Here is a 20967-nt window from a genome sequence, read left to right on the forward strand (position 1 = left end):
ACCGACCGGGGAACGGGGGATCGTGGACGTCGTGGTGATCGGCCAGATCGTGCGGGACCTCGCGGTGCGGGTGGACGAGGTGCCCGGGCCGGGGTCGGCGGCGCCGGTCCGGGAGCGGATCGAGGTGCTCGGCGGGAAGGGCGCCAACCAGGCCGTCGCGCTGGCCCAGCTGGGGTGCCGTCCCGCGCTCGTCGGCGTGGTGGGCGACGACCGGCACGCCGACGAGGTGCTCGCCCGCGCCGTCGAGGACGGGATCGACACGACGCCGGTCGTGCGCCGATCGGGCACCCGCACCGGGCTGATCATCGATGTCGTCGACGGCGACGGGCGGTGGCGCTACCTGCAGGACCTTCCCGACGGGGTCCTGCTCACGATCGCCGACGTCGAGGCGGCCGCACCCGCGTTCGACGCCGCGGACGCGGTGGTCGTGCAGCTGCAGCAACCGCTGCCCGCCGTCTGCGAAGCCGCCGACCGGGGCCGCCGCGCGGGGGCGACGGTCGTGCTGGACGGCGCCCCGCCCGATCCCGGCGCCCGGTCGGACCTGCTCGCCCGGTGCGACGTCCTGCGCGCCGACGACTCGGAGGCCGCGCTGTGGGCCGGCGCGGAGGTCGGCGCGGAGATCGGCGCCGCCTCCGACGCCCTGCGCGTCGCCCGCGCGCTGCTGGTCCGCGGCCCGTGGATGGTCGTGCTGGGCGCCGGTTCCGAGGGCAACGTGGTGGTGTGGCCGGACGGCGAGGCCGTCATCCCGCTCGGCGACGCCGACGTGGTCGACACGACGGGCGGCGGCGACGCCTTCACGGCCGGCATCGTCGCGGCCCTGCACGAGGGCCCGGAGACCGCCGCCCGCCGCGGCTCCGCGGCGGCGGCGCTGACGGTGGGCCACACGGGCGGACGTCCTCGGCTCTCGCGCGAGGAGGTCGCCCAGCGGGCCCGCCCGTGACCTCTGGGTCGCGCCTCCGCTTCCCCGAGTCATTCCCGGTTCGAGGTGAACTGCCCCATAGGGCCGGTCCCTGCCCGACCTCCGTGCGCGCACGTGGAGCCGGTTGCCGTGGGCGCGCCGTACCCGGCTCGAGGCGAGCGGCCCCACCCGCATCTGGGGCCTTCCCCGCAGTTGGCTGCGTCCCCTGCCCGACCTGCGTGCCCGGGGTGGCCGCGTTGGCGCAACTACCGGGTGACGTGGTCGCGCTGACAGCCGTCCCCGACTTCCGGGCACGCCCGTCCACGACGAGAACGTCTCTGCCGGGTGCCACGCACCTTGCTGTGGTGCCGTTCCGGGACCTCTGCGACGGCCATGATCGGCGAACCGGGGGCATGACCTGCACCGGTGCAGCGCATGTCCCGTTCCCGCTGATCAAGGGCCGGATGCGGCCTCGGACCGGCCGGGTGATCACAGGTCAGGGGTTGGGACGGGACCACCGCAAGGTGCGCGGGCACCCGGCAGGGACGGTCTCGTCGCGAACGGGCGTGCCCGGAGGTCGGGGACGGCCGTCCACCCGGCCAGGTCACCCGGTAGTTACCCCAACCCGACCACCCGCCGACGGAAGAGGTGGAGGGGACCGGCGGGATCGCGTCGAAGACCCCGGCCCGGGGCGCGAGGCAGGCCGTCGCGAGCCGGGAACGGCGCGCCCACAGGAGGTTTCCATGCTCACATCGACACCAGCGCTGCCGGACCGCCCGAACAGCGCTGAGGCCGACCTGATCATGCAACGGGCGCGTTCATTGGAACCCGACCGGCCATGATCAGCAGAAGTGGTGTCAGAGCCGCAGATCTGCCGCCCTCACACCACTCCTGGCGATCACCCCGGGGAGCCGGGGCGCGAGAAGTACGTGAGCGCGGCCGCGACGACCCAGACGTGCGACTCGGACCGATCACGTAGCGCCCAGCCCGATCCACCGCCGCAGTACGAGCCGACGCCGTCCGTCAGACGGGGTCGGTCAGGAACGCCGTCGCTGCCGCGGCCAGGTGCCCGGGATCCCGGACGCCGCAGAGCTCGCGCGCCGAGTGCATCGACAGCACCGGGATGCCGACGTCGACGGTCCGGATGCCCAGGCGCGTGGCGATGATCGGGCCGACCGTGGTGCCGCAGGGCACCGTGTTCTTCCCGACGAACAGCTGCGTGGGCACGCCCGCCTCCCGGCACGCCCGCTGCCAGGCCGCGGCCCCGGGGGCGTCGGTGGCGTAGCGCTGGTTGGCGTTGACCTTCAGCGCCGGGCCGCCGTTGGGCAGCGAGCGGTGGGTCGGGTCGTGGTGGCCCAGGTAGTTCGGGTGGGCGGCGTGGGTGACGTCCACCGAGAGGCAGCGGGAGCCCGCGAACGCGACGCCGCGGGCGTCGAAGCCGCCGGCCAGCCGGGTGAGCACGGTCTCGAGCAGCGGTCCGGCCGCCCCGGTGGCCGAGCCGCTGCCGATCTCCTCGTGGTCGAAGCCGACGAACACCGGGATCACGCCCGCGGCGTCGTCGGCCGCGGCGAGCAGCGCGCCCAGGCCGGCGTGCACGGACGCGAGGTTGTCCAGGCGCGGTGCGGCCAGCAGCTCCTCGCCCTCGCCGAGCCGGGCGGGCGGGGTGACGTCGTGCACCACGAGGTCGTGGGCGGCCACCTCGGACGGGTCGACGTCGGCCTCCGCGGCCAGGAACTCGACGAGGTCGCCCTCGGTGGGCGCGCCCAGCCCCCAGACCGGCAGCAGGTGCTCCTGGGCATCGAGCGTCAACCCCTGGTTGACCTGGCGGTCCAGGTGGATCGCCAGCTGCGGCACCCGCAGCAGCGGCCGGTGCACGTCGACGAGCACGGTCGTACCGTCGTAGAGCGCGAGGCGACCGGCGAGGCCGAGGTCCCGGTCGAGCCAGGAGTTCCACAGCGCCCCGCCGTAGACCTCCACCGCCACCTGGCGCCACCCGCCGGACCCGACGTCGGGACGCGGCTTGACCTTCAGGGTCGGGGAGTCGGTGTGGGCGCCGAAGATGCGCATCGGTGTGCCGGCCGGCGCGCCCTCCGGCACGAACCAGGCCAGCAGCGTGCCGTCGCGAACCAGGTAGCGGCCGCCGGGCCCGTCGTCCCACGGGCCGGTCTCCGGCTGCTCGGTGAAGCCCACGGCGGCGAGGCGCCGGACGCCCTCGGCCACGGCGTGGTACGGACTGGGCGCCGCGGTGACGAACGCGGCGAGGTCCTGAGCGAGATCGGTCATCAGGAGGCATCCTCCCTGACGTGTACGACGTCGTGGTGGTGGGCGCCGGTTCGGCCGGGTGCGCCCTCGCCGGGCGCCTCGCGGAGGACCCCGGCCGCCGCGTGCTGCTCCTCGAGGCCGGCCCGGCCGCGGCGTCGCCCGAGCACCTCGAGGGCGCCCGCACCGGGCATCCGCTGAACTGGTCCTACGCCGCGCAGCTGCGGCCGCAGCGGTCGGTCGAGGTGCCCCGCGGGCGGGTGCTGGGCGGATCGAGCGCGATCAACGGCGCCAACTGGGTCCGCGTCACCCCGGCCGACGCCGACGGCTGGGGCGTTCCCGGCTGGACGTGGGCGGACCTGCAGGCCTGCTACGCCCGCTCCGAGCACGACCTCGACCTGCCCACCGCTCCCGGCCACGGGGACCGCGGCCCGGTGCCGGTCCGCAGGCCCGCCGGGCCGCTGCTGCACCCGGCCACCGAGCGGTTCGTCACCGCCGCGCACCGCCTCGGGTACCGGGCCGAGCCGGACAAGAACGCGGGAGCGCCACCCGGCGTCGGGCTGCTGCCGAGCAACGTCGTGGACGGCGTGCGGGTCAGCGCGGCCGCCGCGTACCTGGACCGGGCGCGGCCGAACCTGACCGTGCGCATCGACGCGCCGGTGGCCCGGGTGCTGTTCGACGGCGACCGCGCCCGCGGCGTCGCCCTGCTCGACGGCACCGCGGTCGAGGCCGGGGAGGTGGTGCTCACCGCGGGCGCGATCGCCACGCCGCACCTGCTGCTGCTCTCCGGTCTCGGACCCGCGGACGCCCTGCGCGCCGCCGGCGTGGCCGTGGTCCGGGACCTGCCGGTCGGCGTCGGCTGGTCCGACCACCCCACGGTGTTCCTGCCGTTCACCACGGCCGACCCGCCCGCGCACCCGCACGCCGTGAGCAGCCAGGCCGCCCTGCACTGGGACACCGGGGCCGACCCCGCGGGGGACGCCGAGGTGCTCGCGTTCGTGCGGCCGTTCACCCCGGGTGGCGCGCTCCACCTGATGTGCACGGTGGCCGCCCCCGACAGCCGGGGCACGATCACCCTCACCTCACCCGACCCGCGCGCCCGCCCGCGGATCGACTACCGGTACCTGCGCACCGAGCGCGACCGCCGCCGGATGCGCCACGCCGTGCGCACCGGCGCCGAGCTGCTGCGCGCCGGCGTCGGCACGCGCGCGGCCCCCGGCGGCGACGTGCTGGGCAACGACCGCGTCCTCGACGGCTGGATCGGCGCCCACCTGAGCACCGCCCAGCACCTGTCCGGCAGCGCCGCGCTCGGGCCGGTGGTGGACGCCGGGCTGCGCGTCCACGGCGTGCGCGGACTCCGCGTGGCCGACACCTCGGTGCTGCCGGTCGTCCCGCGCCGCGGCACCGCCGCCACCGCCGTGGCGATCGGGGAGAAGGCGGCCGAACCACTGCCGTGAGTGGATGCGCGTGCTCCTGCACTCGTATCCACTCACGGCCGGTGGTCAGCAGGGCGTCAGCTGCGGCACGCGTTCGGCCCAGGAGCGGTCCAGAACGATGCCGAACCGGTCGGCCAGCAGCGCCCACTCCTCCGCGGGCGCCACCTGCCGGTCGGTGCGCCGGCCGTCGGCGGTCTCGGAGAAGACCCCGTTGAGCAGCGAGATCCGGCCGTCCGCGGTGGCGAGCACGGCCATCCGGCGGCCGACGAAGTTCGAGCCCGGATCGTGCTGCTGGTAGCGGTTGCGCTCGGCGAAGTCGGCCAGCTCGCGCGGCTGCTCCGTCCACGCCCAGCCGCGCTCCCAGCTCCCGTCGCGCCGGCGTTCGGAGGTCCACCACAGGTCCCCGTCACGGTGCACCTGCACGTCGCCGTGGACGCCCGGGCGCCGCGGCACCGGGGTGGTCCAGCTCGCTCCGTTGCCGACGTCGGCGATGAAGCGTCCGTCCGCCGCGTCGACGAGCAGCCGCAGGTGCTCGAAGCCGGGGCCGCGGGTGCCGTCGTCGTCGAGCGAGAACGCCGAGACCAGCGTGACCCCGAACCCGAGCTCCCGCAGCAACGCGGCGAACAGGCCGTTCAGCTCGTAGCAGTAGCCGCCCCGGCGCCTGCGGACGATCTTGTCGTGCACGTCGGGGAGGCGCAGCGAGATCGCCCTGCCGGTGTGGATGTCGTAGTCCTCGAACGGGACCGACCGCACGTGCGCCCTGTGCAGCGCGGCGAGCGCGGCGCTCGTGGCCGCGGCCGGGCGGGCGGCCCCGATGCGGGCGAGGTGGGTGGCGGCCTCCATGGGGCACAGCGTCGGAGATGAACCCCGGTTCAGGTCAAGGCTTTTTGCAGCAATCCCGCGTCGAGGCACTGGCGCAGCGGCGCGAACAGCTCCTCGCGCCGCGCGCGCAGATCGTCGGGCGTGAGCCAGGCCAGCGCCGTCGCCTTCTCGGGCTCCCGCAGCCGCGGCTCACCGCCGGTGGGCGTGCAGGCTATGAACAGCGTCACGTAGTGCCGGGCGATGTCCGGCATCGGGTCGTCGGTGAAGCCCAGCCGCGCCGTCGGCCGCACCTCGAGCCCGGTCTCCTCGGCCGTCTCCCGGACGGCGGTGCCCTCCGGCGTCTCGCCGTACTCCTGGTGCCCGCCCGGTAGCCCCCACGTGCCTGCGCCGTGCGCGCCCGCACGGCGCATGACGAGCACCTTCCCGCCGTCCACGACCACCGCGCCGACCCCGACCTGCACCCGCGTCACGGACCTATGCTCGCGCGGGTGACCGGCAACCCGTTCCTCGCCCCCAGCCCGCTGCCCTTCGGTTTCCCGGACTTCGCCGCCATCCGCGAGGAGCACTTCCTCCCGGCGTTCACCGCGGGCATGGCCGAGCAGCGCGCCGAGGTCGACGCGATCACCGCCGATGCGGGGCAGGCGACGTTCGAGAACACGGTCGTCGCGCTGGAGCGGTCCGGGGCCACGCTCGAGCGCGTCTCGAACGTGTTCTTCACGCTGGTGAGCTCGTGCAGCACACCGAGGATCCGGGAGATCGAGGCGGAGGTGGCGCCGCAGCTCGCCGCGCACGCCGACGCGATCACGCTGGACCCGGTGCTGTTCGCCCGCATCGAGGCGCTGTTCGCCGCGCGGCACGACCTCGACCTGGACGCGGAGTCGCTGCGCCTGCTGGAGCGCCGCCACCGCGACGCCGTGCGCGCCGGCGCCCGGCTCGAACCCGGCGAGCAGGAGCGGCTGCGCGAGCTCAACGCCGAGCTCTCGGCGCTCTCCACCGAGTTCGGCGCGCGGCTCCTCGCCGGCGCCAACGCGGCCGCCGTGCTGGTGGACGACCCCGCCCAGCTCGACGGCCTCCCCGCGGACGCGGTCTCGGCCGCGGCCCGCGCCGCCGCCGAGCGCGGGCACGAGGGAGCGCACCTGCTGACGCTCGTGCTCCCGACCGGGCAGCCCGCGCTCGCCTCGCTCACCGACCGCGGGCTGCGCGAGCGGCTGCACCGCGCCTCCACGGGGCGCGGCCTCGGCGGGGAGCACGACACCCGCGAGCTGGTGCTGCGGCTCGTGGCGCTGCGCGCGGAGCGGGCCGGGCTGCTGGGCCACCCGCACCACGCGTCCTGGGCGGTCGAGACCGGCACCGCCGGCACCGTCGAGGCGATCGACGCGATGCTCGGCAAGCTCGCCCCCGTCGCCGCGGTGAACGCCCGCGGGGAGGCGGCCGAGCTGTCCGAGGCGGCCGGGTTCGCCGTGGAGGCGTGGGACCGCGCCTTCTACGCCGAGCGCGTGCGGCGCGAGCGCTTCGACCTCGACGCCGACGCGCTGCGCCCCTACTTCGAGCTCGAGCGCGTGCTGCACGACGGCGTCTTCCACGCCGCGGGGCGGCTCTACGGGCTGCGGATCACCGAGCGCCACGACCTCCCGCTCCACCACCCCGACGTGCGCGTCTTCGACGTCTTCGACGAGCACGGTCAGCTCGGCCTGTTCGTCGCCGATCTCTACGCCCGCGACTCCAAGCGCGGCGGCGCGTGGATGAACTCCTTCGTCCAGCAGTCGCACCTGCTGGGCAGCAGGCCCGTCGTGCTCAACACCCTCAACATCGCCAAGCCCGCGGACGGCGAGCCCACGCTGCTGACGGTGGACAACGTGCGCACCCTGTTCCACGAGTTCGGGCACGCGCTGCACGGGCTGTTCTCCGACGTGCGCTACCCGACGTTCTCCGGCACGTCCGTGCCCCGCGACTTCGTCGAGTACCCCTCGCAGGTCAACGAGATGTGGCTGGAGGACCCGGAGGTCCTCGCCCACTACGCGCGCCACCACGAGACCGGGGAACCGCTGCCGTCCGAGCTCGTCGAGCGGCTGGCGGCGTCGCGGCGCTTCGGGGAGGGTTTCGCCACCACCGAGTACCTCGCCGCGGCCCTGCTCGACCAGGCGTGGCACCGCTTGGGCCCGGACGCCGAGGTCGCCGACGTCGAACGGTTCGAGGCCGACGCGCTCGCCGCCGCGGGTGTCGCCGTGCCGACCGCGCCCCCGCGCTACCGCACCACGTACTTCAACCACGTCTTCGGCGGCGGCTACAGCGCGGCCTACTACTCCTACATCTGGAGCGAGGTGCTCGACGCCGACACCGTCGAGTGGTTCACCGAGAACGGCGGCCTGCGCCGGGAGAACGGCGAGGTCTTCCGGCGCGAACTGCTCTCCCGCGGCGGTGCCGTGGACCCGATGGAGGGCTACCGGGCCTTCCGCGGCCGCGACCCGGAACTGGCACCCCTCCTGACCCGCCGAGGCCTGACGGGTTGAGAGCCCGACCCGGATTGCTGCAACGGGGAGCGGGGGTCACGGGCCGAACCAGCTCGCCGCGTCCAACCGCACCGTCGCCGGCGGCACGACCTTGCGCAGGTCGGACTCCAGCGCGCGCATCCGCTCCGCCCCCAGCCGCTCGGCCCATTCGGTCCGCAGCTGCTCGAACACCACCGCGGAGCGGGCCAGCACGTCGACGCCGTGCGGGGTGAGCCGGACGAGCTTGCGGCGTGCGTCGCCGGCATCGGCGGTGCGCTCGGCGTAGCCGAGGTCCACGAGCCGGTCGATCGTCTTGCCCGCCGCCTGCTTCGACACCCCCAGGTGGCGGCCCAGCTCGCTCGCCGTGGCGCCGTCGCGGCCGATGGCCTGCATGGCGAAGCCGTAGGCGGGGCGCACGTCGGGGTGGCCCTGTTCCGCGAGCTCGGCGTGCAGCCGGTCGATCAGCGCCCGGAAGCCGCCGAAGAGCAGCAGCGGGAGGACCCAGCCGGGTTCGTCGAGCTCAGCCATCGACAAACTCGACAACCAGGTTTACGGTTTCGTCAACCATGTTGTCGATCCTAGGAGATCCGGTGTCCGAACTGTTCCCCGTTCACACCGCCGAGACCGCTCCCGCGGCCGCCCGCCGCACCGTCGAGGGCGTCGAGCGCCGCTTCGGCTTCCTGCCGGGTGCGGTGGCGCGCCTTGCCGAGTCGCCCGAGCTCCTCGACGGCTTCCTGCGGGCCAGTGCCCTGTTCGAGGCGACGACGCTCGACCCCGTGTCCCGCGAGGTCGTGATCATGACGATGGCCACCCGCAACGACTGCCACCTCTGCGTCGCCATGCACACCGCCACGCTGCGTCGCCTGGACGCCGACGAGGAGCTGATCGCCGCGCTGCAGGCGGGTGCGCCGCTCGCCGACGCCCGGTTGGAGAGGCTGCGCGGGTTCGTCCTGGACGTGCTCGCCACCGCAGGCGACGTCCCCGACGACGCGGTGCGCGCCTTCCTCGCCCACGGCTACACCGTCCGCAACGCGCTCGAGGTGGTGCTCGGGATCGGCACGTACACGATGTCGACCCTCGCGAACCGGCTCACCGGCGCGCCGGTCGACGCGCAGTTCGCGGCCGCGAGCTGAGCTGTGCGGTGACGGATGCGTTCGCGGACACGACGGTGCGATGGCGAGCGGTGCGAGTCGTACACCAGGGTCCTCGCGGCCGCGTTCACGGACGTCTCGCCGGGGTGATCGCCAGGAGTGGCGTCACGGCGACAGATCTGTCGCTCTCCCACCACTCCTGCCGATCATGGCCGTTCCCGCGTTCCGCTGAACGCGGCTGGGCGCGACCCGGTCGACGTCATGGGTGTTCGGTCGCGTGTCCAAGCCCATGGTGTCGACGTGGTGGGGGAATCTCCTGTGGGCGGGCCGTTCCGGCTCGAGACCACTGCCCTCGCGCCTGCCGGGGTCTTCGGCGCAGTCGGCGCCTTCCCCTGACCCCTCGCGTCGGCGAGGTGGCCGGGTCGGGCGCTACCGGACGGCCGGGACCTGCGCGGGGCGGCGCCGCCGGTGCAGCAGGGTCATCGCCGCCCCGGCCGCCAGCCCCCAGAACGCCGCGCCGATGCCCAGGAACCCGACGCCGGCGGCTGTCACCACGAACGTCACCGCCGCGGCCTCCCGGCCGTCCGGCTCGGCGACGGCGGACGACAGCGCCCCGCCCAGCGCGCCGAGCAGGGCGAGCCCGGCGACCGCCTCGATCAGCACCGGTGGGGACAGCACGAGCAGCGCCGTCGCGAGCCCCGCACCCAGCCCGAGCACGGCCAGTCCCAGCCCGGCCGTCACCGACGCGACCCAGCGCCGCCGCGGGTCCGGGTGGGCGTCCGGGCCCGCGGTGAGCGCGGCGCTGATCGCCGCGAGGTTCACCGCGTGCCCGCCGAAGGGTGCGCAGGCGATCGTCGCCAGGCCGGTCGCGGTGAGGGCCGGGCGCATCGGCGCGCGGTACCCGTACTGCGCGAGCACGGCCGCTCCCGGCACGTTCTGCGCGGCCATCGTGACGAGGAAGAGCGGGAGCCCGACGCCCACGACGGTCGCGGGGTCGAACGTGGGCGTGGTCCACGCGAGCGTCGGCGCGATCGCCACGCCGGCGAGCCCCGGCCCGGTCAGCGCGATCGCGACCGCCGCCACCGCCAGCGCGGCCGGCACCGCCCATGCCCGCGCGAACCGGCCGACGAGGGCCCACACCGCGATCACGGGGACGGCGAGCTGCGGCACCTCCGCGAGCGCCCGGACGGGGGCGAGGCACAGCTCGACCAGCACGCCGGCGAGCATCGCGCTCGCGATCGGCACGGGGATCAGCGCGATCAGCCGCCCGACGGCAGGCACCAGCCCGGCGACCACCACGAGCAGACCGCACACCGCGAAGGCCCCGACCGCCGCGGGGAACCCGCCGGGCGGTGTTCCCGTCGAGATCAGCAGGGCCGCGCCGGGGGTCGACCAGGCGATGCTGATCGGCATCCGGTGGCGCAGTCCCAGCACGAGCGCCACGAGCCCTGAGGTGAGGCACAGCACCAGCAGGCCCGAGGCCGCCTGCCGGTCGTCGCCCCCCGCGGCCCGCAGCCCCGCGAGCACCACGGCGAAGCTGCTCGCGAAGCCGACGAGCGCCGCCACGACGCCGGCGAGCACCGGTTGCAGCCGCACGTCCACTCCTCTCGTTCCGTTTACGGAACGATGGGACGATAGCCGACGTGGTGACGACGAGCGAGGGCGGTGCGCGGCCCGCCCTGGTCGAGGGCACGGCCGAGGTCGGCGCTCGGGTTCGCGAGCTGCGGGAACGGTGCGGGCTGTCGCTGTCCGAGCTCGCCCGCCGCGCCTCCGTGGGGAAGGCGACGCTCTCCGGGCTGGAGTCCGGCACCCGCAACCCGACGCTCGACACGCTGCACGCCGTCGCGGCGGCCCTCGACCTCCCGCTGACCGCCCTGCTCGGGCCGCCGCCCGGAGCCGTCCACGGGGCCGCGGTCGAGATGCGGCTGCTGCGCGTGTTCGACGACGGGCCGGTCACCTACGAGCTGTACCGGATGCGGATCCCCGCGGGCCTCGCGCAACGCTCACCCGCCCACCACGCCGGTGTCACCGAGCACGCCACGGTGTTCGCGGGGGTCCTCGAGACGGGCCCGGTCGACGCCCCGCGGCGCGCCGGTCCCGGCGAGCACGTCGAGTGGGCCGCCGACGTCCCGCACCGCTACGCCGCCCTGGACGGGGCGGACGTGCACGCCTCCCTGCTGATCCGCTACCCGCGCCCGTGAGCGGCGAGGCCCGGCGTCGGGGAAACCCGGCGGCCGCGCCGCGGCGGGACCACTAGGCTGGGTCGGTGATCCTCTGAGCTCTGCCCGGCCCCCTGTCACCACCACCTCGGAGGTTCTCCGTGTCCCAGCCCACCGCACCCGGTTCCGAGCAGCCCGACGCCGTCGAGGCGGAGCCCGGCGCCGAGGCGCCCGAGCCCGCCCCGCTCAACCGCGCCGAGCGCCGCGCGAAGGCGAAGAAGGCCGAGCCCACCCACGTCGGCCCCCGCGGCGACACCGGCCAGGGGAGCCGCGGCACGCGCCCGCACACGAAGCGCCCCCGCGGCTGACGCACCGCGACGCACGCACCGCCACCGCGCGTGCGTCGCGGCGGAATGGCGGCCCCGCGGACCGTGTTCAGCCAGGTGATGTCCCCGCACGTCAGGTTCTCGCTGCTGGATCGCTCGCGCACCCGCGCCGGCGAGCCCGACTCCGCCGCACTCCGGAACACCGTCGAGCGGGCGCAGTGGGCCGAGCGGCTCGGGTACCACCGCTTCTGGGTGGCCGAGCACCACGCTGTTCCCGGCATCGCCAGCGGCAGCCCGCCGGTCCTGATGGCCGCGGTCGCCGCCCGCACCGAACGGATCCGCGTCGGTTCCGGCGGGGTGATGCTGCCCAACCACCAGCCGCTCGTCGTCGCCGAGCAGTTCGCGATGCTGGAGGCGCTCTTCCCCGGCCGGATCGACCTCGGCGTCGGGCGCTCCCTCGGCTTCACCGGGCCGGTGCGCCGGGCGCTGCGCCGGGACGCCGACGCCCCGGACACCTTCGGCGACGACCTGGCCGAGCTGCGCGCCTACCTCGACGGGCGCGCGCCGGTCACGGCCCGACCACGGCTCGAGGGCCCGCTCCCGGTGTTCGTGCTGGCCACCGGCCGCGGTCTCGCGGTCGCCGGCGACGCCGGGCTGCCGGTCGTGCTCGGTGGTCCGGTGCTGGACAGCCCGGAGCTCGGCGCCCTCCTCGACGACTACCGCGCCCGCGCCACCGCCACGGGTGCGCAGCCCTCCGTGGTCGTCTCGCTCGACGTGCTGGTCGCGGACTCGGTCGACGCCGCGCGCGAGCTCGCGCTCCCGGAGGCGTGGGCGCTCGCCGCGGCCCGCACGACGGGCCTGTTCCCCGCGCTCGAGCCGGTCGAGGAGGACCGGCCGATGTCCGCCCGGCAGGCCGCCGTCGTCGCGGACGCCGTGGGCCGGACGGTGCACGGCGACGCCTCGACCGTCCAGGCCGAGCTCGACGACCTGCTCGCCCGCACCGGTGCCGACGAGCTGCTGGCTTCCACGTCGACGTTCGACCGGGAGGCCCTGCAGGAGTCGGACGCCCGGCTCGCGGGGCTGCTGCAGACCCTCTGAACGCACCCGTCCCGCCCGGTGGGGAGCGCCGGGCGGGACGGGGCGTGCGGGGATCGTGCCGAGGCCGGGGTACTGGCGTACCGAGGTGCTACTCGTAGATCCGCATGTAGTCGACGTGCAGCTCGGTGGGCTCGGGGGAGCCGCCCTCGGGGAAGTAGTCGAGCTGGATCGTCGGGTGCAGCTTGCCGGGAGGCAGGGTCTTCTCGTCGGTGCTCTCGAACCACTTCTCGCCGTCGATGTAGCCGGTCATGCGACCGTCCACCCACTCGACCGCGTAGTTGTGCCACTGGGTGATGTCGAGGGTCTTGTGCGCGTACTCCTGCTCGTCGCCGTAGTGCAGGAAGAACGAGACCTTGTCCGACGCGCTGGTGGTCTCGGCGAAGTCGGTCTCGCCGTCGCCCGAGCTGCCCTTGTCGGGCCAGAGGATCAGCACCGGGTGGTACTGGTCGTCGCCCCTGGGGAACCGGGCGCGCATCTCCCAGCGACCGAACCGCTGGTCCTCCTTCCAGGACATGCCGCCGGTGTTGCCCTCGCTGTCGCCGCGGATGACCAGCATGCCGTCCTCGACGCTGATCGCCTCCTCGGTGCGACGGCCGTTGCCCGCGTGCCCCTCGCCCTCGTACACGGTCCACTGCGGGCTCATGCCGCCGTTGAACTCGTCACCGCCGACGTGGGTCCAGCCGTGGGCGGCCGCGGCTTGGCGCCCGTCGCCGCCGCTGCCGGAGGCGGTGGCCTTCTCGCCCTTCTCCGACTTGCCGGATTCCTCGGACTCCGCGGCCTTCGTGCCGGCCTTCTCGCCCGACTTGCCGTCCGACTGCTCGGCCGGTTTCTCGTCCGGCTCCTCGTCGGCGTCGGCCGCGGCGGCCTGGGGAGCCGGCTCCGACGAGGGCGCCGCCGCGGGCTCCGTCGCCGGAGCGCTCGGGGGCGCCGCCGGCTCGGACCGGATGACGGCGCTGCTCAGCTCGGGCGCGGCGAGCGGGGTCTCGTCGGCGGGCTGGGCGAGGGCGGCGACCGTCGTGGCCACGAGCATCACCGCGGCACCGACGGCCAGCGGTGCGAGCCGCCGGGTGAGCGAGCTGTTGCTGGGGAGCGGGTCCCTGGTGACGACCGCGTCGGTGTGGTGCGCCGGCAGGCGGTGCCGCCCGCTGGCGCTCACAGCGCTGCTGCCCTGCTCGGCGGCGACCCGGTCGATCAGATCGGTCGAGCTCTCGGGACGGCCGGCCCCAGCGGAGGTTCTCCTTCGCATGGGGCCGAACGATAGGGACGGTGACACCTCGTGTTCGGAAACCTGAGAGTCGAGGTTGCTCGTGCGCGCCCAGATGTCGCTCAGACGCGCCAGAACGCACCCGATCAGCGCGATTCATCACGGCACGTACTCCGTTCGGCCTAGGAAGGCTCTCAGCTCCGGCCACATGGGTGTGCTCACCCGGGTGATGTCGCTCCGTTAGCCGATTGTTATCGGGGGTGCTGCTGCGGGAAGGTGGGCCGCGATGCTCCCCGCTGCTCCCCCGGGGGGTGCGTCCTCGTACACGTCGACCGCTGTGTCGGCGCGCGTGTCCGTGCCCCCGAACGATCATGTCCTGCTGGCGCTGCCCCCGACCGCGGCGTCGGCCTCCGTGCTGCGCAGCCTTCGGTCCGAAGGCGTGTCCGTGAGCCCGGTGAGCGACGGCATCGGCGTGCTCGACGCGGTGCGCACCCGCGATCCGGCGCTCGTCGTGCTCGACGTCGACCTACCGGGGCCCGACCAGGCCGCGGTGCTCGCCGCGCTCCAGGCCGAGGCGCCCAATGTGCCGGTCATCGCCGTCACGCCTCGCGAGCGCCGCATCGGCCTGCTGGGTCAGCTGCGCGGCGACCGGGACGACTTCCTGGTGCGCCCTTTCGCCGTCGACGAGCTCGCTGCCCGGATCCGGCTGCGCCTGCGGCTCGGGCCGGCCATGGAGAACACGGTGCTGCGCCACGGCGAGCTCGTCGTCGACACCGAGTTCGGCGACGTCACGGTCGACGGTCGGCCCGTCGCCCTCTCGCCCACCGAGTACGCGCTGCTGATGGCGCTGCTGGCCACGCCGGGTGAGGTGGTCGCCCCGGACCGGCTGTCCCGCGAGGTGTGGTCCGAGCCGGCCTCCCCGAACCTGGTGCAGGTCTACATCTCCTACCTGCGGCGCAAGATCGGTGCAGAGCGCATCCGCACCGTCCGCGGTGAGGGGTACGTGCTGGAGGCGTGAACGCGGGTGGAACGTGGGATTGACCACCCGATCGGGCGATAACGCTTCGGGTGTGATATCGCGCTGCGTCCTGCGCTCGCCGTCACTCCGTGCTACCACATGCGTACACGAGCCGCGAGGGGCGCGGCCCGGACGAGAGTCGGAGTAGTCATGACTGTCACCGGCATCATCACCGCGATCGTCTTCGGCGCGATCATCGGGGCATTGGCCCGACTCATCCTGCCGGGGAAGCAGAACATCCCGATCTGGCTGACCATCGTGGTCGGCATCGTCGGTGCCTTCATCGGCACCTTCGTCGCCCGGCTGTTCGGTGCGCCGACCACGGGGTTCAACATCATCGAGCTGATCCTGCAGATCATCGTGGCCATCATCGGCGTCGCGATCGTCGCAGGCGCCTACGGCAGGCGCGGCGTCACCCGCTGAGGTCCCGCTGACGCGGCGCGGCCCGGCTCGTCGGGCCGCGCCGGTCGGATCGGGCCGTCGGAGGCCGGATCGTTTGCGATGGTGAACATTTCGCCCCGATCGCTTGGTGGCCGCGCGACGCACGGTTAGCGTCGGCGCCACCGTCGGTGAGGGGTCGATGATGCGTGAGCTGTTCGTCTTCGTCCGGTCCGTCGTCGTGATCACGGTGGTCGCGTTCCTCGCCGTGGTCGCCCTGGCCACCCCGGCACTGGCCTCGGGTTTTGCGCTCTCGCACTTCGGCACGATCTGCTTCCAGAGCTTCTGCGCGCCCTCGGGGGTCCTCGAGCACAACGTGATCGGTCGCGATCGGACGATCACCTACCAGTGGGCCGAGGTCGAGACCGTCGGACCGATCTGCAACTGGAAGATCGATTTCGTCTTCCGCGACGATGGTGGTCGAGAGTACTTCCGGTCACCCGGAGACATGAGCAACACGTGCGCCAACGTGGCGTACCGGAAATACGCTCCGCAGTCCGGCGGCAAGCAGTGGCAGTACGGTCGGACCTGTGCCGAGGTGTTCACGAACGGGGAGTTCTTGACGCGGGCGTGTGTCGACGTCGTGCGGCCGCGCGACGAATGATCTCGCGGCTAGCCGTTGAACGTGCGCGCAGCCGCCAGGAACGCGTCGTTCTCGTCCGGCGCCGACACCGTGACGCGCACGCCGTCGGGGTGGAACGGGCGGACCACGACCTTGTGCTCCATGCAGTGCGCGGCGAACGGCGCCGTCCGCTCGCCGAGGGCCAGCCACACGAAGTTGGCCTGGGTCGGCGGCACGGTGTAGCCGGCGTCGAGAAGGGCGTCGCGCACGCGCACGCGCTCGGTGACGACCTGCGCGCAGCCGGCGAGCAGGGCCTCGGCGTCGTCCAGCGCCGCGATCGCGCCCGCCTGCGCCACCGCGCTCACGCTGAACGGCGAGCAGACCTTGCGCAGCGCCGTGGCCACCTCCGGCGTCGCGACCGCGTACCCCACCCGCAGCGCCGCCAGCCGGTAGGCCTTCGAGAACGTGCGCAGCACCACCAGGTTCGGGTGCGCGTCGAGCAGGTCCGTGCCGTCCACGACGTCCGGGTCGGTGACGTACTCGTGGTAGGCCTCGTCGAGCGCGACCAGTACGTCCGGGCCGACGGCGGCGAGCAGGCGTTCCAGCTCCTCGCGGGTGACGGCCGTGCCCGTGGGGTTGTTGGGGCTGCAGACGAACACCAGCCGCGTGCGCGGCCCGACGGCGGCGGCCATCGCGTCGATGTCGTGCCGGAACGCGTCGTCCAGGGGGACGGTCCGGATCGTGGCCCCGCCGATCTGGGTGACGATCGGGTAGGCCTCGAACGAGCGCCACGCGAACAGGACCTCGTCCGCCGGGTCGTGGCAGGTTGCCTGCACCAGCTGCTGGCACAGGCTCACCGAGCCGCACCCCACCGCGATCCGTTCGGCCGCCACCCCGAGCGCCTGCGCGAGCCGGGACGTGAGGCCGGTCACCGCGAGGTCCGGGTAGCGGTTGCCGGCTGCCGCGGCCTCCGCGATCGCGGCGAGCACGGGCGGCGTCGGCGGCAGCGCCACCTCGTTGCTGGCCAGCTTGATCGCACCCGGGATCGCCCTCCCGGGCACGTACGCCGGCAGCGTGTCGAGGTCGGGGCGGATCAGCGTCATGCGCGTCACCGTATCCGTGCCCGGGGCTTCCCATGTCACCCTGCCGTGACACCCTGGAACCATGACCGACATCCGCACCGAGACCGTTCCGCTGCTCGACGGCAGCGCGTTGCGGCTCACCGTCGCAGAGCCGGTCAGTGCGATCCGCGGGGGGATCGTCGTGCTGCACGAGGCGCGGGGCGTCACCGACGCCGTGCGGAACCTCGTGCAGGGTCTCGCCGGGGACGGCTGGCTGGCCGTTGCTCCTCATCTCTACCACCGCGACGGCGCCGACGAGCTGGACGGCGCCGACGAGGAGGTCCAGCAGCAGGTCGACCGGCTCGAAGGCGAGCAGGTCATGGCCGACACCGACACCGCGTTCGGCTGGCTGGCCGAACACGGCATCACCCCGGACCGGATGGGTGTGGTCGGGTTCGACCTCGGCGGCGCGGTCGCGCTGCTCGTGGCCGCGAAACGCACGCTCGGCGCCGCCATCACCGTCGCGGACGCGGCCGTCTCCGCGGCACCCGCCCACGGCCTGCCCGCGCTGCTCGACGCGGCGCCCGGTCTCACCTGCCCGTGGCTGGGCATCTACGGCGGAGCGGCCGGCGGCGAGCCGGACCCCGAGATCGCCCGCCTCCGCGACGCCGCGGCCTCCTCGCAGATGGCCACGGACGTCGTCGTCTACCCGCGCCGCGGTCACCGGTTCGACGACGACCCCGAGGCCGCCGCCGACGCCTGGCAGCGCACCCTGAACTGGTTCGACTCCCACCTGCGCTGACTGTGAGGAAGGGCTCTGGCGCTCCGGCGCCCGGGATTGCATGCTGCCCGTATGACCGGCGCCGAGACCCCCGACGTCCTGTGGGCCCCTGACCGCGAGCACCGCGGTCCGCTGGCCGAGTTCACCGACTGGGTGCGCGAGCACCGTGGCGTCGACGCTCCCGACTACGCCGCGCTGCACGAGTGGTCGGTCACCGACCTCGGCGGGTTCTGGTCGGCGGTGGCCGAGTTCCTCGGCGTCCGCTTCCACGACGCCCCGACCGCCCCGCTCGGCCGGACCGGGATGCCGGGCGCGGAGTGGTTCCCCGGCGCCACGCTGAACTACGCCGAGCAGGCGCTCACGAACGGCGCCGACGCCGACCTCGCCGTCGTGTTCGCCCGCGAGGACGGGCTGGAACGCGAGGTGACGCGCGGTGAGCTGCGCGACCTCGTCGGACGGGCGCGAGCCGGCCTCGTCCGCGCCGGGGTCGGGCGCGGGGACCGCGTCGTCGCGCTGGCCCCGAACTGCGTCGAGACGCTCGTCACGTTCCTCGCCGCCGCGAGCCTCGGCGCCGTCTGGTCGTCGTGCTCGCCGGACTTCGGGGCCCGCGCCGTCCACGACCGGTTCGCCCAGATCGAGCCGACCGTCCTGCTCGCGGTGGACGGCTACGTCTACGGCGGGAAGGGCTACGACGTGCGCGGCACCGTCGACGCCCTGCGTTCCCAGCTGCCCACGCTGGCGGCCACGGTGCTCGTCGGCTACCTCGACGAGGGGGCGGCGCTCGAGGGCGCCGTGCCGTGGGCCGAGTTCACCGGAACACCCGGTGAGCTCGCGTTCGAGCCGGTGCCGTTCGACCACCCCCTGTGGGTGCTCTACTCGTCGGGCACGACCGGCCTGCCCAAGGGCATCGTGCACGGCCACGGCGGCATCGTGCTGGAGCACCTCAAGGCGCTGCGGCTGCAGATGGAGCTGGAGCCGGGCGAGCGGTTCTTCTGGTTCACCACCACCGGCTGGATGATGTGGAACTTCCTGGTCGGGGGGCTTCTCGTCGGATCGACGATCGTGCTGTTCGACGGCAACCCGGGGCACCCTGACCTCAGCGCGCTGTGGCGGCTCGCCGAACGGCACCGGGTGACCTACTTCGGGACGTCCGCACCGTTCATCCAGGCGAGCCTCAAGGCCGGCCTGCGCCCCCGGGACCGGTTCGACCTCGGGGCGCTGCGCGCGATCGGCTCCACCGGCGCGCCGCTGTCGGTCGAGGGGTTCCGCTGGATCGGTGAGGCGGTGGGCGGGCACGTCCAGATCTGCTCGGTCTCGGGCGGCACGGACGTGTGCGCCGCCTTCGTCGGTTCCGCCCCGACGGTGCCCGTCTGGCTCGGCGAGATCAGCTGCGCGTCCCTCGGAGCCGCCGTCACCGCCTACGACGAGAAGGGGGAGGAGCTCGTCGACGAGGTGGGCGAGCTCGTGATCACGCAGCCGATGCCCTCGATGCCGGTGGCGTTCTGGAACGACCCGGACGGCGTCCGGCTGCACGAGGCGTACTTCGACGAGTTCCCGGGCGTCTGGCGCCACGGCGACTGGGTCCGCCGCACGCCGCGCGGTTCGTTCGTCATCTACGGGCGCAGCGACTCCACGCTCAACCGCGGCGGCGTCCGCATGGGCACCGCCGACTTCTACGCCGTCGTCGAGGGCTTCGACCAGGTGCTCGACTCGCTGGTGATCGACACCACCGAGCTCGGCGCCCGCGACGAGGGCGCGCTCCTGTGCTTCGTCGTGCTCGCCGACGGCGCGACGCTCGAGGAGGTCGAGCCCGCCCTGCGCCGCGCGCTGCGCACCGAGCTGTCACCCCGGCACGTCCCCGACCGGTTCGTCGTGGTCGACGCCGTGCCCCGCACCCTCAACGGCAAGAAGTGCGAGGTCCCCGTCAAGAAGATCCTGGCCGGGGTGGCCGCCGACCGGGCCGTGAGCCGCGGCGCGCTGCAGAACCCGGACGCCCTCGGCCCGTTCCTCGCCCTCGCAGCCGGGGGGTCGTGAACGGGCTGGACGAGGGCATGTACTCTGGTGCGTGCTGGAGGCCGAGAGGCCCCGGGAGGCTTCGCCTAGTCTGGTCTATGGCGCCGCACTGCTAATGCGGTTTGGGGTCACCCCCCATCCCGGGTTCAAATCCCGGAGCCTCCGCGCTGGCGTGGGTCGACTCCCGGGTCGGACACGGCATGAGGTACAACTGAAGAGCACGCGCCCGTAGCTCAACGGATAGAGCATCTGACTACGGATCAGAAGGTTAGGGGTTCGAATCCCTTCGGGCGCACCGCAGAAGTTCGATGGTCAGGCCCCAGTCCCGCTCCGGCGCGGCTGGGGCCTGACGGCGTTCTCGGGCCGTTGCCCCCGCGGCGTCCGGCCGGCCCACCCCGGCCACGGATCGCGCACGTGGGGAGTGTGCCGGCGGCACGCCGCTACCGCCCGCGGCGTACAGGAGGTGTCGCCCTGGGCAGGACGTGCGTTGCGGTCCGGGTCCCGATGCTGAGTTGCACCTCGAAGAAGGAGTGCAACCATGACCGCGCGTTCAGTTGTCCGGTCCGCGACCTCGCCCGACGTCCGCACCGGTGTGCTGGCCCCCACCGGTTTCCTCGCCGCTTATCTCGCGGTGGGCCCGGTGTCCGGGGCGCTCGTCGACCGGCCGCTGCCGCTTCCGGGCTCGCCCGCCTCGGAGGTCGCCGCCTTCTACTCCGCCAACCCGATCGCTGTGGGAACCACCGCCGGGCTGCAGATCATCTCGGTGGCCTGCTTCGCGATGTTCGTCGCCTGGCTCGCTCCCGCCCTCCGTGCAGCGGGGGCCGCGTGGTTGCCGCCCGTCGGCTACCTGTCCACGGCGGCCATGGTGGTCTCGTCCGTGCTGTCGGGGATCCTCGCCGTGCTCGCGCCGTCGGCGAGCGACAGCGCCGTGACGGTCTTGCGCCAGTCGAGCTTCTACGCGGGTGGTGTAGCGAACGTGGTGCTGCTCGGCCTGTTCGTGTTCGGCACGGCACTGGTGCTCGGCCGCGAACGGCTGTTCGGGAAGCCGACCCGCTGGTTCGGCTTCGTCGCCGGCACGCTCGCCATGGCCTCGGTGTCGTCGCTGGCGTTCTACTACGCCAACGCCTTCCTGCCGGTCGGCCGCGTGCTGTCGATGGTGTGGACGGTCGTCGCCGGCGTCGTCGTGTACCTCCGCGTGCGGGCGGCGAACCGGTGAGGAGGCGCCGGCGGGCGTGGGCTGCCGCCGCGTGCCTCGGCGCGGCTGCGCTCACGCTCGGCTGTGCGCCCTGCCGTCCCGTGGCCGCCCGTGGGG

The 20967-nt window shown here is 74.1% G+C and carries 20 protein-coding genes and 2 tRNA genes; 15 read left to right on the plus strand and 7 right to left on the minus strand.

What is annotated here, in order from left to right; genetic code table 11:
* Nucleotides 1-22 precede the first annotated feature (22 nt).
* Complete coding sequence (locus tag FB558_RS15450) at nt 23-940, plus strand: PfkB family carbohydrate kinase (protein WP_142053286.1); 918 nt, start codon at nt 23-25, stop codon at nt 938-940.
* A gap of 981 nt (nt 941-1921) precedes the next feature.
* Here FB558_RS15450 and FB558_RS15455 read toward each other — a convergent pair.
* Nucleotides 1922-3181, minus strand: a complete 1260-nt coding sequence (locus tag FB558_RS15455) for a M18 family aminopeptidase (protein ID WP_142053288.1) — start codon at nt 3179-3181, stop codon at nt 1922-1924.
* A gap of 20 nt (nt 3182-3201) precedes the next feature.
* Here FB558_RS15455 and mftG point away from each other — a divergent pair, with 20 nt between their 5' ends.
* A complete protein-coding gene (mftG, locus tag FB558_RS15460; RefSeq protein WP_246106455.1) occupies nt 3202-4614 on the plus strand; it encodes a mycofactocin dehydrogenase MftG in 1413 nt (470 codons plus the stop codon).
* A gap of 45 nt (nt 4615-4659) precedes the next feature.
* On the opposite strand, the gene FB558_RS15465 is transcribed toward mftG, so the two are convergent.
* Nucleotides 4660-5436, minus strand: coding sequence for an arylamine N-acetyltransferase family protein (locus FB558_RS15465; RefSeq protein WP_142053292.1), 777 nt, complete (start codon nt 5434-5436; stop codon nt 4660-4662).
* 29 nt (nt 5437-5465) lie between these two features.
* A complete protein-coding gene (locus tag FB558_RS15470) occupies nt 5466-5885 on the minus strand; it encodes a nucleotide triphosphate diphosphatase NUDT15 (protein ID WP_246106456.1) in 420 nt (139 codons plus the stop codon).
* 6 nt (nt 5886-5891) lie between these two features.
* Here FB558_RS15470 and FB558_RS15475 point away from each other — a divergent pair, with 6 nt between their 5' ends.
* Complete coding sequence (locus tag FB558_RS15475) at nt 5892-7925, plus strand: M3 family metallopeptidase (protein WP_142053294.1); 2034 nt, start codon at nt 5892-5894, stop codon at nt 7923-7925.
* Nucleotides 7926-7961: 36 nt separating this feature from the next.
* Here FB558_RS15475 and FB558_RS15480 read toward each other — a convergent pair whose 3' ends face one another.
* Complete coding sequence (locus FB558_RS15480; protein ID WP_142053296.1) at nt 7962-8432, minus strand: MarR family winged helix-turn-helix transcriptional regulator; 471 nt, start codon at nt 8430-8432, stop codon at nt 7962-7964.
* Between the two features lie 71 nt (nt 8433-8503).
* Between FB558_RS15480 and FB558_RS15485 the strand changes: the two genes are divergently transcribed.
* Nucleotides 8504-9037, plus strand: coding sequence for a carboxymuconolactone decarboxylase family protein (locus FB558_RS15485; protein ID WP_211366627.1), 534 nt, complete (start codon nt 8504-8506; stop codon nt 9035-9037).
* 387 nt (nt 9038-9424) lie between these two features.
* Here the strand turns inward: FB558_RS15485 and FB558_RS15490 are convergent, their stop codons facing one another.
* The gene (locus FB558_RS15490) at nt 9425-10591 is read right to left on the minus strand and encodes a benzoate/H(+) symporter BenE family transporter (RefSeq protein WP_211366426.1); all 1167 of its coding nucleotides are present in this window, start codon (nt 10589-10591) and stop codon (nt 9425-9427) included.
* A 47-nt stretch (nt 10592-10638) separates the two neighbouring features.
* Here FB558_RS15490 and FB558_RS15495 point away from each other — a divergent pair, with 47 nt between their 5' ends.
* From FB558_RS15495 to FB558_RS15505, 3 genes are all read left to right on the plus strand, one after another.
* A complete protein-coding gene (locus FB558_RS15495) occupies nt 10639-11196 on the plus strand; it encodes an XRE family transcriptional regulator (RefSeq protein WP_211366429.1) in 558 nt (185 codons plus the stop codon).
* Between the two features lie 119 nt (nt 11197-11315).
* Nucleotides 11316-11522: a hypothetical protein gene (locus FB558_RS15500; RefSeq protein WP_142053302.1), complete on the plus strand. Its 207-nt coding sequence runs from the start codon at nt 11316-11318 to the stop codon at nt 11520-11522.
* A gap of 78 nt (nt 11523-11600) precedes the next feature.
* A complete protein-coding gene (locus tag FB558_RS15505; RefSeq protein WP_142053304.1) occupies nt 11601-12578 on the plus strand; it encodes an MsnO8 family LLM class oxidoreductase in 978 nt (325 codons plus the stop codon).
* An 88-nt stretch (nt 12579-12666) separates the two neighbouring features.
* Here the strand turns inward: FB558_RS15505 and FB558_RS15510 are convergent, their stop codons facing one another.
* Complete coding sequence (locus tag FB558_RS15510) at nt 12667-13824, minus strand: glycoside hydrolase family 16 protein (protein ID WP_142053306.1); 1158 nt, start codon at nt 13822-13824, stop codon at nt 12667-12669.
* Nucleotides 13825-14068: 244 nt separating this feature from the next.
* Here FB558_RS15510 and FB558_RS15515 point away from each other — a divergent pair, with 244 nt between their 5' ends.
* The 3 genes from FB558_RS15515 (at nt 14069) to FB558_RS15525 (ending at nt 15842) form a co-directional block, all read left to right on the plus strand.
* Nucleotides 14069-14800, plus strand: a complete 732-nt coding sequence (locus FB558_RS15515) for a response regulator transcription factor (protein ID WP_142053308.1) — start codon at nt 14069-14071, stop codon at nt 14798-14800.
* A 150-nt stretch (nt 14801-14950) separates the two neighbouring features.
* A complete protein-coding gene (locus FB558_RS15520) occupies nt 14951-15223 on the plus strand; it encodes a GlsB/YeaQ/YmgE family stress response membrane protein (RefSeq protein WP_142053310.1) in 273 nt (90 codons plus the stop codon).
* Between the two features lie 106 nt (nt 15224-15329).
* A complete protein-coding gene (locus tag FB558_RS15525; protein WP_142053312.1) occupies nt 15330-15842 on the plus strand; it encodes a hypothetical protein in 513 nt (170 codons plus the stop codon).
* An 8-nt stretch (nt 15843-15850) separates the two neighbouring features.
* Here the strand turns inward: FB558_RS15525 and hisC are convergent, their stop codons facing one another.
* Complete coding sequence (hisC, locus tag FB558_RS15530; protein ID WP_142053314.1) at nt 15851-16903, minus strand: histidinol-phosphate transaminase; 1053 nt, start codon at nt 16901-16903, stop codon at nt 15851-15853.
* Nucleotides 16904-16964: 61 nt separating this feature from the next.
* Here hisC and FB558_RS15535 point away from each other — a divergent pair, with 61 nt between their 5' ends.
* The 5 genes from FB558_RS15535 (at nt 16965) to FB558_RS15555 (ending at nt 20871) form a co-directional block, all read left to right on the plus strand.
* The gene (locus tag FB558_RS15535) at nt 16965-17663 is read left to right on the plus strand and encodes a dienelactone hydrolase family protein (RefSeq protein WP_142053316.1); all 699 of its coding nucleotides are present in this window, start codon (nt 16965-16967) and stop codon (nt 17661-17663) included.
* Between the two features lie 51 nt (nt 17664-17714).
* Entirely contained in the window at nt 17715-19676 is a 1962-nt protein-coding gene (locus tag FB558_RS15540) for an acetoacetate--CoA ligase (protein ID WP_142053318.1), read from the plus strand.
* Between the two features lie 54 nt (nt 19677-19730).
* Nucleotides 19731-19820: transfer RNA gene (locus FB558_RS15545), tRNA-Ser, on the plus strand.
* A gap of 57 nt (nt 19821-19877) precedes the next feature.
* Nucleotides 19878-19950 (plus strand) — tRNA-Arg (locus FB558_RS15550).
* 243 nt (nt 19951-20193) lie between these two features.
* On the plus strand, nt 20194-20871 hold the full coding sequence (locus FB558_RS15555) for a hypothetical protein (RefSeq protein ID WP_142053320.1): 678 nt from the start codon (nt 20194-20196) through the stop codon (nt 20869-20871).
* Nucleotides 20872-20967: the final 96 nt, after the last annotated feature.

The sequence above is a fragment of the Pseudonocardia kunmingensis genome (assembly GCF_006716445.1).
GTDB lineage: Bacteria > Actinomycetota > Actinomycetes > Mycobacteriales > Pseudonocardiaceae > Pseudonocardia > Pseudonocardia kunmingensis.

What these genes read in the sequence shown, in the direction of transcription:
- FB558_RS15455 (WP_142053288.1), bottom strand. Translation starts at nt 3,181, where the DNA reads ATGACCGATCTCGCTCAGGACCTCGCCGCGTTCGTCACCGCGGCGCCC.
- FB558_RS15465 (WP_142053292.1), bottom strand. Translation starts at nt 5,436, where the DNA reads ATGGAGGCCGCCACCCACCTCGCCCGCATCGGGGCCGCCCGCCCGGCC.
- FB558_RS15475 (WP_142053294.1), top strand. Translation starts at nt 5,892, where the DNA reads ATGCTCGCGCGGGTGACCGGCAACCCGTTCCTCGCCCCCAGCCCGCTG.
- FB558_RS15480 (WP_142053296.1), bottom strand. Translation starts at nt 8,432, where the DNA reads ATGGCTGAGCTCGACGAACCCGGCTGGGTCCTCCCGCTGCTGCTCTTC.
- FB558_RS15505 (WP_142053304.1), top strand. Translation starts at nt 11,601, where the DNA reads ATGTCCCCGCACGTCAGGTTCTCGCTGCTGGATCGCTCGCGCACCCGC.
- FB558_RS15510 (WP_142053306.1), bottom strand. Translation starts at nt 13,824, where the DNA reads ATGCGAAGGAGAACCTCCGCTGGGGCCGGCCGTCCCGAGAGCTCGACC.
- FB558_RS15515 (WP_142053308.1), top strand. Translation starts at nt 14,069, where the DNA reads ATGCTCCCCGCTGCTCCCCCGGGGGGTGCGTCCTCGTACACGTCGACC.
- FB558_RS15520 (WP_142053310.1), top strand. Translation starts at nt 14,951, where the DNA reads ATGACTGTCACCGGCATCATCACCGCGATCGTCTTCGGCGCGATCATC.
- hisC (WP_142053314.1), bottom strand. Translation starts at nt 16,903, where the DNA reads ATGACGCTGATCCGCCCCGACCTCGACACGCTGCCGGCGTACGTGCCC.
- FB558_RS15535 (WP_142053316.1), top strand. Translation starts at nt 16,965, where the DNA reads ATGACCGACATCCGCACCGAGACCGTTCCGCTGCTCGACGGCAGCGCG.
- FB558_RS15540 (WP_142053318.1), top strand. Translation starts at nt 17,715, where the DNA reads ATGACCGGCGCCGAGACCCCCGACGTCCTGTGGGCCCCTGACCGCGAG.
- FB558_RS15555 (WP_142053320.1), top strand. Translation starts at nt 20,194, where the DNA reads ATGACCGCGCGTTCAGTTGTCCGGTCCGCGACCTCGCCCGACGTCCGC.